Annotated in this window: 6 protein-coding genes; 1 reads left to right on the top strand and 5 read right to left on the bottom strand. The window is 68.0% G+C overall.

The window, feature by feature from the left end; translation table 11 throughout:
• Nucleotides 1–69: 69 nt before the first annotated feature.
• Complete coding sequence (locus tag HIV01_RS02750; protein WP_200604836.1) at nucleotides 70–1,926, top strand: right-handed parallel beta-helix repeat-containing protein; 1,857 nt, start codon at nucleotides 70–72, stop codon at nucleotides 1,924–1,926.
• A gap of 44 nt (nucleotides 1,927–1,970) precedes the next feature.
• On the opposite strand, the gene HIV01_RS02745 is transcribed toward HIV01_RS02750, so the two are convergent.
• Genes HIV01_RS02745 through HIV01_RS02725 form a run of 5 tightly spaced genes read right to left on the bottom strand, consistent with a single transcriptional unit; the run spans nucleotide 1,971 to nucleotide 18,784 of the window.
• Nucleotides 1,971–3,476, bottom strand: coding sequence for a lipopolysaccharide biosynthesis protein (locus HIV01_RS02745; protein ID WP_207527066.1), 1,506 nt, complete (start codon nucleotides 3,474–3,476; stop codon nucleotides 1,971–1,973).
• Entirely contained in the window at nucleotides 3,473–4,399 is a 927-nt protein-coding gene (locus tag HIV01_RS02740; RefSeq protein WP_200604834.1) for an alpha/beta fold hydrolase, read from the bottom strand. The genes HIV01_RS02745 and HIV01_RS02740 overlap by 4 nt, the downstream gene beginning before the upstream one ends.
• Entirely contained in the window at nucleotides 4,396–5,202 is an 807-nt protein-coding gene (locus HIV01_RS02735) for an alpha/beta hydrolase family protein (RefSeq protein ID WP_200604833.1), read from the bottom strand. Before HIV01_RS02735 ends, HIV01_RS02740 begins: the two co-directional genes overlap by 4 nt.
• Entirely contained in the window at nucleotides 5,199–11,423 is a 6,225-nt protein-coding gene (locus HIV01_RS02730; RefSeq protein WP_200604832.1) for a non-ribosomal peptide synthetase, read from the bottom strand. Before HIV01_RS02730 ends, HIV01_RS02735 begins: the two co-directional genes overlap by 4 nt.
• Nucleotides 11,420–18,784 carry a polyketide synthase gene (locus tag HIV01_RS02725; protein ID WP_200604831.1) on the bottom strand — a complete coding sequence of 2,455 codons (7,365 nt, stop codon included), beginning with the start codon at nucleotides 18,782–18,784 and terminating at the stop codon, nucleotides 11,420–11,422. Before HIV01_RS02725 ends, HIV01_RS02730 begins: the two co-directional genes overlap by 4 nt.
• Nucleotides 18,785–18,810 lie beyond the last annotated feature (26 nt).

The following is an 18,810-nucleotide window of genomic DNA, read 5'->3' as shown; positions in this document are numbered from 1 at the left end:
CTCCGCGTTCTACAGGGTGTACCGGGTGAATGACCGCGGGTACACCCTGCCTCCTCTTCGGGATCCGTCATGCGTGCCTTCCCCCGTCGTCACTCGCGTCGCCTCGAAACCGCGATGCCAACCCTGCTGCTCCTGTTGGCACTACTGCTGCTCGGCGCCTGGCGCGACGCGTCGGCGGCAAGCACCTATTACGTACGCACCGACGGCGGTGACGAGAAGCAATGCAATGGCCGCGCCGACGCGCCCTACCCTGGCAGCGGCAACGACGTGGACTGCGCCTGGAAGCACCCGTATTACGCATTGCCGACCAACGACCGTCCGCGCATCGACGGTGGCGACACGCTGATCATCGGCGCGGGCGACTACATGATCGGCTGGGGCGCGCCGGGGCTGTCGGAGAACAGCATCCGCTGCGACCGCAGCGCCCCCTACGACTGCTACCCCGCCGCGCCGCCGAGCGGACCCGACCCCGCCCACAAGACGCGCATCCTTGGCCAGGGCTTCGACAGCGGCTGCAAGGCTCCGCCGAAACTGTGGGGCACCGAACGAGTGGAGCTGGTGTTGAACCTGCAGGACAGCGACAACGTCGAAGTCGGCTGCCTGGAGATCACCGACCGCAGCGACTGCGTCGAATTCCACACCGACAGCGACCTGCGCTGCGAGCGCGACAGCTTCCCGCACGGCAACTGGGCCTCCATCGGCATCGGTGCCAAGCGCTCGCGCAACGTCTGGCTGCACGATCTCAACATCCATGGGCTGTCCGGTCGCGGCGTGATGGCCGGCGGCCTGACCAACTGGACCATCGAGCGGGTCAGGATCATCGCCAACGGTTGGGCCGGCTGGGACGGAGACGTCGGTGAAGGCGAGAGCTCCAATGAGGGCGACATCATCTTCCGCAACGTCGAGATTGCCTGGAACGGGTGCGCCGAGCGCTGGCAGACCGGCGAACCGGTCGGCTGCTGGGCGCAGGAAGAAGGCGGCTACGGCGACGGCCTGGGCACCGGCAAGACCAATGGCCATTGGCTCATCGAGGACTCGCGCATCCACCACAACACGTCCGACGGCCTCGACCTGCTTTACATGGACGAGTCCAAGACCGGGACCACGGTGGTGCGACGGGTCTACGCCGCCGCCAATGCCGGCAACCAGATCAAGACCGCGGGCAATGCGTTGATCGAGAATTCGGTCGTGATCGGCCAGTGCGCCTATTTCCACGGCAAGTTCAACATGACCGACGGCGACATGTGCCGCGCCTATGGCAATGCGATCTCGGTCGGGGTCGGCCGCAAGCACACGGCCACCATCCGCCACAACACCATCACCGGCGAAGGCGACTGCCTGATACTGACCGCCGGCGGCGATGCGTCCTCGCGCATCGACATCCAGAACAATGCACTGGTTGGCCAGCGCGACCTGACCTCGGGCGACAAGGGCGAGATGAGCTGCGGCCACTACGCCGACGAGAGCAAGGCCGTCGTCAACTTCTCCGGCAACGCGTTCTGGAACGTCAAGGACGACCAATGCCCGTCAGGCAACCTGTGCGACCGCGATCCCAAGCTCAAGGGAATGGACATGGCTGACTTCGACGCCGTTCCGCTGGAAGGCAGCCCGCTGATCGACCACGCGTCGCAACTGTCGGAAGTGACCTCGGACTACCTGAAGCACGCACGCCCGGTTGGCGCGGCGCCCGACATCGGCGCGATCGAAGTCCAGGGCGTGCAGGCCGCGGCGCCCGCGGCAGGCGCGGTCGACAGCGCCAGCGAGCCGCAGAAGTCGACGGGGTCCGGCGCGGGCGCGACAGGCAGCGGTGCGCCCGCCGCCGTACAGACGTCGACCATGACCATCGGCGCCATCGTGATCGCGTCGCTGCTGGCAGGCGGCGTGGCCGCGGTTGCGCGCAAGCAGCGTCCGCGTCGCGCTGGATGAGGCCTGCCTGGTAGTCCGTCGCCGCCTTCTCGTTCGACGGCCGCTCAGCCGGCCAGTGTTTCGCCCACGGTTGCGGCGCCGGCCTTGCGCTTGAGGGGCAGCATCGCGCGCAGGCGCGGGTCCAGCACCAGCACGGTCAGCAGGTACGGCACGCCGATCAGCAGTCCGCCGAAGATCAACCGCTCCCAGCCCGGCCGCAGCTGCAGGTACGACGCCAGCCCGGCACCGGCCAGGCCTGCGGCCAGGGCCACCGCGGTCGTGGCCAGCGTGCGCCGGTCCGGGAATTGCCGCAGCAACGGCGATACCAGCAGGCAATGGGTGACTGCAGCCGCCATGGAACTGGCCAGCGTCGCGTAGACCGCACCCATCACCCCATAGGCGGGAATCAACACGAAGTTCAGTGCCGTGTTGAGCAGTACCGAACCGCACATCATCAACAGCACCACCTTGGTGCGCCGCTCCAGCACCAGCCCGTAGCCGCACACCAGCGCCACCGGCAGCAATGCGTTCATCGCGCCCATCCAGGCGAACACCGGCCCGGACGCGGCCTTGCCATGACCGCTCAGCGCGATGATCGTGTCGGTGCCCAGGCACCCCAGCAACAACGCCACCGCGACCGCGGCGTAGGTCATCGGCATCAGCATCCGCAGCATGAGCGCGCGGACCGCGGAAGGGTCCTGGGTCACGTAGAGGCGGTTGGCCACCGGCGCGAACGATTCGAACACCGTCAGGTTCATGAACATGTGCACCTGCATCGCCAGCGACGCGCCCACGCTGTAGATGCCGACCACGGCGAAATCGCCGGACATGCCCTTCAACATCAACCGGTCGATCGAGACCAGCGCCACGGCCAGGATCTCGGTGGCCACCAGCGGCATGCCGTAGCCCATCGACTGCTTGACCGACGCGGTGTCCACGGCACCGCGCGAGAAGCCCAGGTTTCGGTACGCCCAGGCGATGTAGAACACGCTGCCGATGGCCACCGCCAGCAGCTTGCCGCCGTAGGCCGCGGTCGCGCTCTGCTGCACCGCCAGTACGGCCACCAGCATCAGCAGCAACTGCAGCCAGCGCCAGCCGACCCGGGTGAGCATGACGATGCGCGAACGCTCGGTCACTCGCAGCACCGTCTCCACCAGGCTGCCGTAGACCAGCATCGGCGTCATCACCAACGCCATCCAGAACACCGGCGAGTGGCCGATGCCGTTGACCTTTCCATAGCCGATGACGCCCAACGAAACGATCACCCACAACAGCAACGAACCTGCCAAAGGCAAATAGAACAGGTTGGTCGAGAAGGCGCGCTGGCTGGCGCCGTCGCCGTTGTGCGGATAGAAGCGCTGGATCGAATGCTGCGCGCCAAGCTTGGCGACGGCCACTGCCATCAGCACCCAGGTGTCGTAGTAGCCGAGGATGCCGAACTGGGTGTTGTCCAGCAGGCGCGTCAGCACCGGGAACGAGACCAGCCCGGCCATGATCACCAGTACGTTGGCGGTCGAATAGCGCAGGTAATGCGTGCCAATGCCAGGCGAACCAGACGAACCGTTGCTCATGTCGATGCAATCTCGCGTGACGAGCCGGCCGGTTGCCCCCACATCGTCGCCATCCAGTGGCTGATCCGGGCAAACAGCATCTCCCGATGCTTGCGCAGGTAGAACGTATGGTCGTACTCGCGCCAGTACTCCAGGCTCACCTGCGGCGAGCGCGCGGCGCGGCCCAGGCAGGCAGCGAGCTGCGAGCGATGGTTGAAGTAGGTGTAGGCGCCGCCGGTGAAGACGAACAGCAGGCGGGTATCGCGCGCGACCATGTCCGACAGCATTCGCGCTGCGTCGGCCTTGGCCGGGAAGTCGCGGAAATCGGCGAGCGAGGGACCGGCATTGCGACGCGAACGCAGGTAGGCGATGACTTTGGTCGGACTGAGAAGGCGCGGCAGCGCGTGGCGCAACCAGAAGCCCTGTGTCGGGTACGCCAGGCCATCGAGCAGGATCGCACCGGCAACGCGATGATCGGCCGCCGCCACGTGGAACGCGTCGTCCGCACCCGAGCACAGCCCGCACAGCACGAATCGCTCGGCGCCGGCGTGCTCGGCCAGCAGCGACATGGCCGCGTCGATCTCACGGCTGCGATGGCCCGCGGCAGCCTGCTCCGGCAGCGCACTGTCCCCCAGGCCCGACTGGTCGAAGCGCAGTACCGGATAGCCTTCGCGCGCCAACCTGCGTGCCAGCTCGGCATAGGCGCGATAGGGTCCTACGTGTCGGGTCAGGCCCGCGTTGAGCAACACCACGCCGATACGGGAAGTGTTGATCCGCGGAGCAGTGCCCGCCACGGCATGACTGATCACCCCGATCAGACCATCGCCGAAACGGTGGGCCGTCTCGTCGACGCGCTCTTGCACTCGCGACAAGGGAATCGCGGTGACCTCGGCAACGCTCGGGGCACTTTCCTGTTTGCGGAGGTAGTCGACCTGCAGGTTCATCGCGCAGACTCCCATTGCTGCGAAATCCGGGCGACGCTGCGTCGCGGGTATGCCTGGCTGCCGAACTGGGTCGGTTCCTCCCAGCCTGGACGGTCGAGGTCCTCGAGGAGGACAGTCTCCACTGTCACCCCGTGCATGCGCTGGGAATGGCTGAAGCGCACGATGTCATCGTCTGCCTGCCACAGCAGCAGGCGCACATGGCTGCCACGCGGCAGCTGCAGCTGGGTCGCATCCAGCGCTCGCAGCGCACCCAGCAGGGAGGCATCGACGGCGAAGCCAAGCAGCTCGTCCGGTTCGGGCTCGTGGCGCGCGTGCGGATACCTGCCGCTGCCGTACATCTGTGCCCGATGCTGCTCGTACCATGACTCGACCAGTGCCGTCCCCGACAGCTGCGGATCCCACAGCACCAGTTCGACCGGTTGCGAACTCGCCGCCAGATGCACCAGCAACGGCAAGGCTGCACTACGCAGCGCCAGCCACTCGATACGGTCCGTGCCGGCGCGCAACGCCAGCGTCTGCCGTGCCTGATCCAGGTCGGCGAGCATCCCGGCCAGGCTCAGCGCCGTGTCCTCGCCTGCCGAGTCACCGGTCCCGTACCAGTCGAAGCACAGGCTGGCGACACCGCTGGCGGCCGCCGATTCGGCCAGCACCCACAAGGCACGATGGCTGCGGATGCCTTCCTGCAGCAACGGCGCGCACAGCACCATCGCCCGTCGCTGCGGCCCGGGTTGCGAGTGCAGCAGCCCGAACAGCGTCCGCTCGTGAGCGCCGAAGAACAACGGCTCGTGCAGCGGCCGGTTCATGACTCTACCGTTCCGGCGGCGCGAAGCAGCCGCTTCATCTTTCGCGCCATCTTCGCGCCGACGCCGTCGTTGCCCTCGCTGGCAAACGACACCGGCAGCTCGGCGGCGATCTGCGCCAGGCTCTGCGTTGCCAGGCGCATCAGCTGGATGCGCACACCGGTGTCCTTGGCCACGCGACTGGACATCTGCACGGCGAGCATCGAGTTGCCACCGAGGTCGAAGAAATTGTCGCCGTCGCCCACGTCCACGCCGAGCAGCTCTTTCCACAGGCCGCGCAGGTAGGCGGCGCGTGCGTCGTCACGGCCGACGGCCACTGCGTCGCTGGCAACAGTCGCAGCAGGCGTGACCGGCACGATGGTGGAGCCGATCTGCTCGTCCTGGCCCGCTTGCCCGTGCTGGGCACGGCGGATCACGCGGCTGAGCGTCTGCACCAGCACGGGCGCTTCGATCATCCCGCGATGGTCGCCAGGAATGGCGATCACCTCGACCGCGCCGACCATGGACTCCCAACCCAGCGCCGGCTTGTCGTGCAGCTGCGGCGGCTGCTCACTGGCGCGGAACAGAACCATCGCAGCCGGGTATGGGCGAACGACATAATCGATGTACGCCCGCATATGGGTCGCTTCGATCTCGGCATAGCGCACGTTGTGCGGAAGCTCGGCACCGCTCGTCCGCGCCTGCTGCGCCTGCTGCCGCAGCTGCCGGGCCTGGATGCGGCCGTTGACCATGCCGCTGATGGTCGCCAGCCGCTGGCTGAATGTTTGCCCCTGCAGGCGCTGCTGCAGGCGTTGCACGCGTGCGCCGAGGCCCCGCTGGGCCTGCTCGCGATAGCCCAGTCCGAACTCGGCAGAGGTGTCGATCAGGCCCAGCAGGCCGACACGCTCACCGGCAGCGACCAGTTGCTGCGCGATCTCGTAGGCGATGATGCCGCCCATCGAACCACCGGCCAGGTGATACGGCCCTTGCGGTTGCACGCTGCGGATCTCGCGGACGTAGCGCTCGGCCATCTTTTCCACGCTGGTCAGCGGCGACGTCCTGCCGTCCAGTCCCAGCGCCTGCAGGCCATAGACGGGAATGCCCTGCGGCATCGCATCCGCCAGAGAACGATAGTTGAGTACATTGCCGCCCACCGCATGGATCAGGAACAGCGGCAGCTGGTCGCCCTGCGGACGGATCGGAACCAGCGGCGACCACGGGTCGTGGCCCGACGCCGACGCCGTCGCACCGGACTGGTGCGCGCCGGCGCGCCGATATTCCTCGGCGAGTGCGCGCACGGTGCGTGCCGTCAGCAGCGTCGCCAGCGGCAGGTTGATGTCGGTCTCGCGATTGAAGCGGTGGAACATCTGCACGGCCTGCAACGAATGGCCGCCGAGCGCGAAGAAATCATCGTCGGGAGTGATCCTCGGGTTCCTAAGCAGGTCGCGCCAGATGGCAAGCAACTGTTGGCCGAGCGGATCGAGTTCGACTGCGGCTGCCTGTTCCGGCACTTCGCCGACCGTCTCGGCAGCGAGCGCGGGCGTCGTCTCCACCGGCGCCTTGCCGAACAGCAGCGGCTGGCCATCGTCGAAGGCGGTCAGCTCCGCCAGCGTCCGGGACGGATCGTTGCCAAGCGCTTCGAGCACCGCGATGTAGCGGTCGCGCAGCAACGCGGTGGTTTCGTCGAGGAATATGTCGGCGTTGTAGATGAAGCCGCCCGACAAGCCGGTGTCCTGTTCGACGAACCACAAACCCAGGTCCTGGGTCGATGCGGTCTGGAACACCGGATAGCGCTCGTGCCGCAGCGGACCCCAGTCGCACATGCGCTGGCGGATGTCCTGGAACGAGAACAGCGCGTGATAGAGCACTGCCCCGCCCTCGCGGCTGCGCACGCTCAACTCGCGGACCAGGTCCTCCAGGCGGATGTCGGGATGGGCAAAGCTGTCGAGCACCACATCCTTGACCTGCTTCACCGCCTGGGCAAACGTCAGGTCCTGGTCCATCTCCATGCGCAGCGGCAGCAGGCTGGTGAAGTAGCCCATGAGGTTCTCGACCTCGGCCGTGTTACGACCCCGCACGGGCGTGCCAACGATCAGTTCGCGCAGGCCCGAGGTGCGGCTGATCAGCGTGAAGTACGCCGTCAGCAACACCATGTACAGCGTCGCATCGACCTTGAGCGCGGTGTCATGCAGCTTCTGCGTGGTGGCTTCCGACACGACGATGCGATGGGTGACGCCACGCCCGGACATGCCCGGGCGACGCGGCATGTCGGTGGGCAGCGCGGCCATGCCCGGTCCGGGCGCACTCTGCCCTGCCGCGCCTTGCCCGGTATTGCCCAGGCGTTCGCGCCAGAAAGCCAGTTGCCGCGCGTACTCGGGTCCCTGCAGCCACTGCCGGTGCCAGACCGAGAAGTCCAGGTACGAGACCGGCAGTTCCGGCAGCGAAGGCTCGCGCTGTTCCAGCTGGGCGGCATAGAGCTCGGCCATGTCGGTGTACATCAGGTCGAACGACCAGCCGTCCCAGATCAGGTGATGGGTCATGAAGAACCACACGTGTTCTTCAGGACCGAGGCGGAACAGGCGCGAGCGGATCAGCGGCGAACGGTCGAGCTCGAACGGTGTCTGGATCAGCACGTCCATGCGCCGCGACACTTCCTTGTCACGCTGGTCGGCGGCAAAGCTGCCGACATCCTCGACGTCGGTGATGTCCAGCTCGACGCTGTCGTGGATGACCTGCACCGGCTCGCCGTCGACGATGCCGATGGTCGTGCGCAGCGCGCTCTGGCGCTGGATCATCGCGTTCACGGCGCGCTGGAAGGCAGCCACGTCGAGCGGTCCGCGCAGGCGGTGCGCGGACGGCGTGTTGTAGGTGATCTGGCCGGGATTGAACTGTTCCAGCAGGTACAGGCGCTCCTGCATCACCGACATCGGCCCGTGCGACTGGTCGGCGAGGGCGACGATCGGTTCGCGCGGAGGCGCCGCTTCACCGTCGTGTTCGCTGACCAGGCGCGCCAGGCGTGCCACGGTCGGACCGTCGAACAAGGCGCGCAGCGACAGCGAGATGCCCAGCTCCTTGTTGATGCGCGATGTCAGCTGCGCCGCCAGCAGCGAGTGGCCGCCGAGCGAGAAGAAGTCGTCGTCCACACCCACTTCGGCGACGCCGAGGACCTGCGCCATGGCCTGCGCGATCGACCGTTCAAGTGCGTTGCGCGGAGCCACGCGCTCGCCGGCCAGCTTGACGGCCATGTCCGGCACCGGCAGTGAATTGCGGTCGATCTTGCCGTTGGGAAGCAGCGGGATCGCTTCGAGGAACATGATGTGCTGCGGGATCATGTAGTCCGGCAGCGAGGACTTCAGGTACGACGCCAGTTCCGCATCCGTCAGCGCCGCGCCGGGCTGCAGCACCGCATACGCCACCAGGCGGACGTCGCCGGGCCGGTCCTCGCGCGCGACCACGACTGTGCGCGCGACCTGCGGATGCGCGGCGAGCAGCGCTTCGATCTCGCCCAGTTCGATCCGGTAGCCGCGCACCTTGACCTGGAAGTCGAGTCGACCCATGTGCTCCAGCACGCCGTCGGCGCGCCAGCGACCACGGTCGCCGGTGCGATAGAGCAGCGGTGACGGCACTGTCGCCGTCACAGGCGAGAAGGGATCGGCAACGAACCGTTCGCCGGTCAGTTCGGGGCGATTGAGATAGCCCTGGGTGACGCCATCGCCGCCGATCCAGATCTCGCCGGGCACGCCCAGCGGGCACAGCTCGCCGCGCGGATCGAGGATCCAGACCTGGGTGTTGGCAATCGGCCGGCCGATATGGATGTCGATCGGCTGCGCGGCAGTAGACTGCCCCGGCGCCGGCGCGACGATGCGTGCACAGGTCGACCACACGGTGGTCTCGGTCGGTCCATAGACATTCCAGAGCGATCCGCAGCGCTGCAGCAACTGCGCCGCCAGATCGACCGGCAGGGCTTCGCCACCGCACAGGATCTTGAACGACGCATCGCCCTTCCATTCGGCGTCGAGCAGCAGCCGCCACGATGCCGGCGTGGCCTGCATCACCGTGGCCCCGCTCTGCTTCAGCAACGCCGCCAGGGCGACGCCGTCGGCGGCGGTGACGCGATCGGCCAGGATCACTTCGGCACCGACGCTCAGTGGCAGCATCAGTTCGAGCACGGCGATGTCGAACGACAGCGTGGTCACGGCGACCAGGCGGTCGTCGATGCCCAGGCCGGGTTCCTCGCGCATGCTGGTGAGGAAGTTGCTGACCGCGCGATGCGGCACCTGCACGCCCTTGGGACGCCCGGTCGAGCCGGAGGTGTAGATCACGTACGCGATCGATTCGGGCTGCGCCGCGGCGTCGTCACGGCCAATGGGCGTGGCCGGCATGGCGGCCAGCTCATCGTCCAGGCGGTCGAGCGCGAGCACCGGACGGCCGCGCAGGTCGAAGTTGCCGGCGTGCGACTGGGTCGTCAGCAGCGCCGCGAGGCCGGCGTCACCGGCCATGTAGGCCAGTCGCTCGGCCGGGAAGTTCGGATCCAGCGGCACGTAGCCCGCGCCGCACTTGAGCACGCCAAGCAGCCCGGCGAGCATGTCGACGCCGCGGTCGAGCACCAGGCCGACCAGGGCACCGCGATGGACCCCGCGCGCGCGCAGCAGATGGGCGATGCGGTTGGCACGCGCCTCCAGTGAGGCGTAGCTCACCGCCTCGCCGTTGAAGCGCACCGCGACGCGATCAGGCGTGCGCTCGCACTGCCGTTCGAAGAACTCGTGCATGCGGCATTCGCGGTCGAAGGGCGTGGCGGCAGGCTGCAAGGCCAGCAGCTCCTCGCGCGCGCTCTCCGACACCAGCGGCAGCTTGCCGTAGGCCATGTCCGGTCGCGCCACCGCCGACCGCAGCAGGGTTTCATAGGCACGCAGCCAGCGGCGCACCGTCTCGTTGTCGAACAGGTCGGTGTTGTACTGGCACTCCAGGCGCATGCCGCCGCGCACCTGCACCGCGTTGACGAACAACTCGAAGTTCTCGTAGCTGCGCGGGTTGGTGATCAGTTGCATCGACAGGCCATGGAAGCCGGTGTGCTCCTGGTCGAGCGCCTGGTCGATGTTGAACATCACGCTGACCAGCGGCAGGCGCGCCGGATCGCGCTGCAACGGCAGCTTGCGCAGCAGCGTGCCGAAGGTATAGCGCTGGTGTTCGATCGAATCGAGCAGCGTCTCCTGCGCCTGCGCCAGTGCCTGCTCGAAGGGCTGGGTCAGGTCCAGTTCGAAGCGCAGTGGCAGCAGGTTGACGCAATGGCCGACCAGATGATCGTGGCCGTCCAGCGACTGCGCGGCCGCGGGGATGCCGACCACCACGTCCGACTGCGCCGTCAGCCGGGTCAGCAGGCCGGCGAATCCGGCCAGCAGGGTCGCGAACAGGCTGGCGCCGTGACGCGCACCGAGGCGGCGGATGGCAGCCACGAGTTCGTCGTCGAGGACATGATCCTCGCGAATCGAGGCGAACGTCCGGCGCGGCGGGCGCGGCCGATCGGTCGGCAGGTCCAGTATCGGGCCGCCATCGGCGAAGCGCTGGCACCAGTAGGCCTCGTCGTCGCGATAGAGGCTGCACGAGGGATGCTCGGCCTCGGCCAGCGCGTAGTCGGCGAACGACTCCGCCGCCGGCAGCGGCGGCGTGGCATGCCACAGTGCCTGGGTGTACAGCGTGCCCAGCTCCCGCACGATCACCCACCATGACCAGCCGTCGCAGACCAGGTGATGGGCGGTGAGCACCAGCAGGTGCTCTTCGTCCGACAGCCTGAGCAGTTCGGCGCGCAGCAGCAGGCCGTGGTCGAGCTCGAATGGCGTTTCGACGACTTCGCGCGCGTGCGCGGCAACGCGCGCGTCGCGCTGGTCCGGGGTCAACCCGGACAGGTCGATCGACGCGAGGTCGAAGTCCACGCTCTCGGCCACGCACAGGGTCTTGCCATCGGGACCGAAGTTCGAGCGCAGCACGTCATGGCGCGCGACCAGTTGGCGCAATGCGGTGCGTACCGCGTCCGCATCCAGGCGGCCATGGAAGTGCAGCGAGATCGATTCGTTGTAGGCCAGCGACGCATCGCGCCCAAGGCGATCGGCCAGCCAGACCTCGCGCTGCGGCTCCGTGGTCGGAGCAACACGGGCAAGGCCACCTTCGGCAAACGGGTCGTAGTCGACGCCAGCGTCGGCCGGACTCGCCTTGTCCAGACTGCCGTAATCAACCCCGACCGCATTCATGCACTCACCTTCATGTACTTTCCGGGCTGCTCGGGATTGGGCACGAACCATGCAGGCGTGCCATCGGGTTCACGGCCGATGCGCGCACCCGGCACGACCGGCTTGCTCGCATCCATCACCGTGCGCGGGGTCGCGCTGTTGCGCGGCAGGAACTCCATGTCCTGCATCTCGACCACCGACTCCTTGAAGGCAGTGGCGATCTTGGCGATGTCCTCGTCGCTGTGGGCCGTGGTCAGGAAGCACGGGAAGTTGTCGAGGATATGGATGCCCCGGCTGCGCATCAGTGCGAACAGCAGATCCTGCAGCGGATGGTTCTCGTGGAAGTGGGTCTTCCAGACCGAAGCGAACTGCTTGACCGACACTGGCGCACCGGCGTCGGCGCAGAACGCATTGATGTCGGCAACCATGGCCTCGGTGCGGGCATTGAGGCCCTGCTGCAGCGCCCCGCCCTCGCGCTTGAAGTGCTCCAGCACCGCCTTGGCCGCCACCAGCGCCAGCGGATGGCGGACGAACGTGCCGGCGAAGTACGTCACGCCCACGGTCGGCACCGAGTCGTCGCCGTACTGCCAGTGGCCGCCATCGAGCGCATCCATGTACTCACGCTTGCCGGCAATCACGCCGATCGGGAAGCCGCCGCCGATGACCTTTCCGTAGGTCGCCAGGTCGGCCTTGATGCCGAAGATCGATTGCACGCCACCAGGATTGGCGCGGAAGCCGGTGACGACCTCGTCGAAGATCAGCAGCGCGCCATTGTCGCTGGTGATCTGACGCAGGTCCTTGAGGAACTCTACCGGGCGGAAGTCCAGGCGGCGGCTCTGCACCGGCTCGATCAGGATCGCGGCGATTTCGCTGGCACGCGAACGGATTATCTCCAGCGACTCCGGCGTGCCGTAGTCGAGCACCAGGACGTTCTCGGACGTGTTGCGCAGGATGCCGGGCGCAGCCGGCACGGCACGCAGCGACTTGGTGCCGCGCACGATCACTTCATCGACGATGCCGTGGTAGGAACCGGTGAAAAGCACCACAGTGCTGCGGGCGGTGACGGTGCGGGCGATGCGGAGCGCGCCGAGCACGGCTTCCGAACCGGTGTTGCACAGCGCGGCGCGCTCGTGCCCGGTGACCTCGCAGATCAGCTGCGCGACCTCGCCTGCAACCGGATGCTGAGGGCCGATCTCATAGCCCTGGTCCAGTTGCCTGCGCACGGCATCGAGCACGAAGTCCGGCTGCCAGCCGAACAGGCTCATGCCGAAACCGTTGAGCGCATCGACATAGTCGTTTCCGTCCAGGTCCTGCACGTGCGAACCCTTGGAGCGCTCGACCACGATCTGGTAGACGATCTCCTTGACCAGCGGGCGGAACCCGTTGACCACGCGCGGGTCGGCCAGGTGGCCGCGATGCGCCTGGGTGTAGTCCTTGGACTTGCCGGTGCGGGCGATGTAGCGGTCGATGAATGCATCGAGCTTGCGCCGCTGCTGCGGGTTGAGCTCGAACTGGGCGTTGTTGTCGATGCGGGCAATCGCGCCGAAGGCCTTCTTGATGTCGTACTTGATCTGCGGCGCGGCCACGTCCTCGTCGCCGGCATCGGCGGCGGCGGCGGGCTGGGCGGCAGCTGCCGGAGTGGCGGCCACGAGTGCTGCCACGGGAGCTGCCACGATTGGTGCCGGCGACGGCGCCTGCACCGGTGCGGAAACGGCAACAGGAGCGGCCACCGCGCCACCCGACAGCAGCGCCAGCTGCTGCGACATCAGCTGCATCTGCTGGGAAATCACCTGGCGGGTGAAGTCGTTGCCAGCGTCGAGGACCGGCATCGCCATTGGCGCGGCAGCGGCGAACGCGGCCACGGGTGCCTGCATGACCGGCGGAGCAGCCTGCACGGGCGCCTGCGGCGGCGCCACGGGCGCTGCCACTTCGTCCGGCGGCAGCTGGGCGTCGATCGCGCTGGCCAGCCGGTCCAGGCTGGAGCAATCACCCATCAGCTGGCGGAAGCCGATCGCTACGGGGAACGTCTTCTGCAGCTGCAACGCCACCTGGGTCAGCATCAGGCTGTCCAGGCCCAGCTCGATGAAGTTGGTATCCGTGTCGGCATCGGCCATGTCGAAGCCGGCGACGTTCTCGAACAGCCCGCGCAGCTGGCCAATCAGACGGTCGCGGCGAGCGGAGCCTGCCTCGGGCTGTGCGGGCGCGGGGGCGGCTGGCAAGGCGGACTGCGGCATGACGGGCTCCAGTTTCGGGGTTGTCGCAATAGCGGGATGGGGGATGACGTTGGACGTGGCGTGAGTGACCGCCTCCACCCAATAACGTTGCCGCTCGAACGGATAGGTCGGCAGGCGCAGACGAATTCGACGCTCACGCCGGTCGAAGCTGGCCGGATCGATCGCCACGCCCTGGCTCCATAGGCGCCCGCTGGCCGCGCACAGGTCGCGCAACTCGTTGTCGGGGCTGTCGGACAGGGTCGAAATCGTGGCCATGCGCTGCTTCTGCACCGCCGGCTGCTGCCGGGCCAGGGCGTTGAGCGTGGTCCGCGGCCCGACCTCCAGCAGCACCCGCGTCGGAACGTCCAGCAGGGTCTGCAGCGCGGGCGAGAAACTGACGGGCTCGCGCAGGTGCCGGGCCCAGTAGTCGGGCGAGGTTGCGGTGTCGGCATCGAGCCAGGCGCCCGTAACGGTCGACACCAGCGGCAGCGAAGGCGCATTCATCGGCACCGCCGCGACGGCTTCGCGGAACGGTGCCACCACCGCTTCCATCATCGCCGAGTGGAACGCGTGCGAAGTGCGCAGCGCACGGCAGGCGACCCCTTCGGCTTCGAGCTGGGCCTGGAACCGGGCGACCGCGTCACCGGGTCCCGCGACCACGCTGGCCAGCGGCGAGTTCTCCGCCGCCAGCGAGACCCCTTCGGGAAGGCGTGACCGCAGCGAATCGGCCGGCAGGCGCACCGACAGCATCGCGCCCTGCGGCTGCGCCTGCATCAATGCACCGCGCCTGGCGACCAGCTGCAGCGCGTCTGACAAGGTGAACACACCGGCGAGCGTTGCGGCGACGAACTCGCCGACACTGTGGCCGATCATCGCCGAGGGCATCACACCCTGGCTCATCCACGTCCGCGCCAGCGAGTACTCGATCGCGAACGTGGCCGGCTGCATGACCGAGGTCGGCAACAGGCGCTGCTCGTCCGCGTCGAACATCGCCTCGCGCAGGTCGAAGCCCAATGCATCGCGCGCAATCACGGCGCACTCGTCGAGCGCATCGCGGAATGCCGGTTCATGCTCGTACAGGCTGCGGCCCATGCCCGGGTAGGTCGCGCCCTGCCCCGGGAACATGAAGACGACCTCGCTCGCCCGCGCCGGGCGGCTGCGCGCCGCTTCGGCCTGCGTGTCGGGATCGCGCAATGCGCGGATTGCACCCTCGATGTCGTCGGCAACCACGGCGATGCGGTGGGAGAACGACTTCCTGCCCACCGCCAGCGTCCAGGCGACATCGGCCAGGTTCTCGTGCGGATTGGCCTGCAGGTGATCGGCCAGTCGCGTCACCGCCGCGCCCAGCGCGGCCGGAGTGCGCGCGGACAGCACCAGCAACTGCGAGCCCGACGCCGGCGACGACGGCTCCTGCGCCGGCGCCTCCTCCATCACCACATGCGCATTGGTGCCGCCCAGGCCGAACGAACTGACGCCGGCGCGGCGCGGGCCGCTGTCGCTGTGCCACGGGCTCAACTGCGCATTGACCACGAACGGCGTCGAGGCGAAGTCGATGGTCGGGTTGGCGGAATCGAAATGGATGCTGGCCGGGATGCGCTTCTCGTCCAGCGCCAGCGCGGTCTTGATCACGCCGGCTGCGCCGGCGGCAGTGACCAGATGGCCGACGTTGCTCTTGAGCGAGCCGATCCGGCAGAAGCCGGTATCGGCGGTGCCCCGGCGGAACGCCCGGGTCAGGCCTTCGATCTCGATCGGGTCTCCCAGCGGTGTCGCCGTGCCATGCGCTTCGACATAGCTGATGCTGCGCGGATCGATCCCGGCGCGATCGTGCGCCATCGCGATCACCGCTGCCTGGCCCTCGCTGCTGGGTGCGGTGAAGCTGGCCCGGTTGCTGCCGTCGTTGTTGAGGGCTGCACCGCGGATCACCGCGAACACGTGGTTGCCGTCGGCGATCGCGTCCGACAACCGCTTGAGCAGCACGACCGTGGCGCCGTCACCGAACACGGTGCCCTTGGCATTGGCGTCGAAGGTGCGCGTGTGTCCGTCCGGGGACAGCATCGAACCTTCCTGATAGAGGTAACCACTGCGCGGCGGACAGGTCACCGCGATGCCGCCGGCCAGGGCCATGTCGCACAGCCCGGACTGCAGGCTGTCGACGGCCTGGCAGATCGCAACGAGCGAGGTCGAGCACGCCGTGTTGAGACTGATCGCCGGGCCGTTGAGGTTGAGCTTGTGGGCAACCCGGGTCGCGATGTAGTCCTTCTCGTTGCCGAGCATCACCTGCAAGGCACCCACCCGGTTGATCAACTCCGGATGGGCCGACGCGTGGCGCTGGAAGTAGGTCGCGTTGTTCATGCCGGCGAACACGCCGACCGGCACGGTCGTCGTGTCGGGCGCATGACCGCCGCGCTCGAGGCATTCCCAGCACAGCTCCAGGAAAATGCGCTGCTGCGGGTCCATCAGTTCGGCCTCACGCGGGCCGATGCCGAAGAACGCCGCGTCGAACATTTCCACGCCATCGATCACGCCGCGAGCAGCCACATAGGCTGGATCGCTGCGTTCGGCGGCGCTGACCGCCGGATCGAGTTCGTCGATGCGGAACTTGCTGATCGAGTCGCGCCCTTGCAGCAGGTTGTCCCAGAAACCCTCTACGTCGTCGGCGCCGGGGAAGCGGCCGGCCATCGCGATCACGGCGATCGGTTCGCTTCTGTTGAGGGCGCGCGCCTTCGCGGCCGGCTGGAGCTGTGCGCGTTCGCGGCCGTCGATGGCAGCGGCGAGTGCCGCGACGGTGGGGTGCTGGAAGATCGTGGTCGCGGCAACGCGCGTGGTGGCGGCCGCGGCGGCGTCCTGCCAGCCCTCGTTACGGATCTGCTCGGCGAGGCGCACGGCCAGCAGCGAGCTGCCGCCGAGTTCGAAGAAGTTGTCGAGTCGGCCGACGCCCTCGATGTCGAGCAGGGCACCGAACGCCTCGCAGATGCGCGCCTCCAGCGGCGTCGCCGGTGGTGCGTAGTCGCAGGTCAGTTCGGGACGGCGGCGATCAGGTGCCGGCAGCGCGCGCCGGTCGATCTTGGCGTTGGCGGTCAGCGGCAGTTCGTCGAGGCCGACGTAACGGGTCGGCACCATGAAGTGCGGCAAGCTTGCGGCCAGGTGCGCACGCAGTTGCTGCGGCGTCGCGCCGTCGCCAGTCGGAGCGGCGACGTAATAGGCCACCAGGCGCTTCTCGCCCGGAGAATCAGCCCGCGCTTCGACCACGCACGAGGCCACCGACGGGTGCCGCGCCAGCACGGCCTCGATTTCCGTCAGCTCGATCCGGTAGCCGCGGATCTTCACCTGGGCGTCGGTGCGACCGACGAACTCGAGCAGGCCATCGGCGCGATAGCGGACATGGTCACCGGTGCGATACAGCACTTCGCCCGCGGCACCGAAAGGATCGGGCACGAACCGCTCGGCGTTGAGCTCGGGACGGTTGAGATAGCCACGGGCCACGCCGGCACCGCCGACGCACAGCTCGCCGATCACGCCGACGGGCACCAGCTGCCGACGCGGATTGAGCACGTAGACGCTGGTGTCCTCGACCGGGCGGCCGATCGGGATCGACGACACGTCCGCCGTCAGCGCCGGAATCGGATACTGCGTGCACAGGATGGTGCACTCGGTCGGCCCGTAGCCGTTGCCGATGCGAAGCGACGGTGCCAGCGGCTGCATGCGCCGCACATGGTCGGCCGACAGCGATTCGCCGCCGATGAGCAGGTCCCGGAAGTCGACGAACAGTTCCGGTGACTCGTCGACCACCGCATTGAACAACGCCACGGCCATCACGCCGGCATTGGGCGCGTGCTGCTTGATCGTGCGGGCGAGGCCCGCAATGCTCGGCACCGCTTCCTCGTTGACGACGACGACACCGCCATTGAGCAGCGCGCCCCAGATTTCCAGGCCGGAGATGTCGAAGCCCAGCGGCGCCGCATGCATCAGCCGCGTCTGTGCATCCAGCGCCATGTAGTCGACGCCGTGGGCACGTCGCAGCAGCGAGCGGTGGCGAACCTCGACGCCCTTGGGCGTGCCCGTCGAGCCGGAGGTAAACAGCACATACGCCAGCGAATCGGCATCGGTGCCGCAGTCGCCGTCCCATGCCGGCTCATCACCGTCCACGGGCACGCGGGCTACGCCGTCAGGCAGCGGCAACACGGTGGTATCGGCAACGACGACGGCGTCGACCTTCGCGTCGGCCAGCATGAATGCAACGCGCTCGGCTGGCAGCGACAGTTCCAGCGGAAGGTAGGCCGCACCGCACTTGAGCACGCCGAGCAGGGCGACGATCGAATCGACCGAACGGGGCACGGCCATGCCCACGACCTGCCCGGTCGTGATGCCGGCGCTGCGCAACCGGCTCGCCAGCGAGCCGGCGCGACGATCGAGTTCTGCGTAGGTCAACGACGAACGCGAATCGACGACCGCCATCGCGTCCGGCGTCTGCGCGCAGACCTGGGCGAAGCGGTCGTGGACGGTGCCGTCCCGGGTCCGCGCGGCCGGAGCGGTACTCCACTCGCGCAGCTGCCGCTCGCGCTCGTCGGGATCGACCACGTCGACGGCGTCGCAGGACAGCTCGGGTGAGGCCACGGTGGCCTCCAACGCCCGCAGTACGCAACCGGCCAGCAGCGTCGCCGCGGCGAGCGAGAGCGGAGACCGGAATACGACTTCGAGGACGGGTTCGGAACCCAGCCGCAGGCACCACGACGAAGCGGCGCCGTCATGCGCCTGCCCTTCGGCGACACTGGCCCACACCACCGGCGCGGCCTCGCCGTCGACGAGACTTGCCTGGGCGATGCACGAGCGCAGCGATGACAGTGGGCCGTCAACGCGGATGCGCGCCTGGCGTGTGCCATCGGCGCCGACCACCCGCACCGTCACGTCATCGGCACCGCTCAGGCGCGCTTCGACCAGCGCCAGCGCCGTCGCGAGCCGGCACGGGGTGTCCGTTGCGTCCGCGGCCTGCGCGTTGCGCAGCGCCTGCGCCAGCGAAGCGTCGACGGCAAACTCCAGCGTGCCCTGCTGCTGCCCGGCCAGGCTGGCCACCGATTGCGGCAGCACGTCCAGAAGCGATGAGTCGAAGGCATCGGGCAAACCGCCCGTGCGAACCTGCGACGCGACAATCGTTCCAGCCTGCGTGCTCATGCAACTTCGCTCCCAAGTTTCGTCAA

It is taken from the genome of Lysobacter arenosi (genome assembly GCF_016613475.2).
GTDB lineage: Bacteria > Pseudomonadota > Gammaproteobacteria > Xanthomonadales > Xanthomonadaceae > Lysobacter_J > Lysobacter_J arenosi.
This window is presented reverse-complemented; position numbering and strand designations above follow the sequence as displayed.

What these genes read in the sequence shown, in the direction of transcription:
- HIV01_RS02725 (WP_200604831.1), bottom strand. Translation starts at nt 18,784, where the DNA reads ATGAGCACGCAGGCTGGAACGATTGTCGCGTCGCAGGTTCGCACGGGC.
- HIV01_RS02745 (WP_207527066.1), bottom strand. Translation starts at nt 3,476, where the DNA reads ATGAGCAACGGTTCGTCTGGTTCGCCTGGCATTGGCACGCATTACCTG.
- HIV01_RS02740 (WP_200604834.1), bottom strand. Translation starts at nt 4,399, where the DNA reads ATGAACCTGCAGGTCGACTACCTCCGCAAACAGGAAAGTGCCCCGAGC.
- HIV01_RS02730 (WP_200604832.1), bottom strand. Translation starts at nt 11,423, where the DNA reads ATGAATGCGGTCGGGGTTGATTACGGCAGTCTGGACAAGGCGAGTCCG.
- HIV01_RS02735 (WP_200604833.1), bottom strand. Translation starts at nt 5,202, where the DNA reads ATGAACCGGCCGCTGCACGAGCCGTTGTTCTTCGGCGCTCACGAGCGG.
- HIV01_RS02750 (WP_200604836.1), top strand. Translation starts at nt 70, where the DNA reads ATGCGTGCCTTCCCCCGTCGTCACTCGCGTCGCCTCGAAACCGCGATG.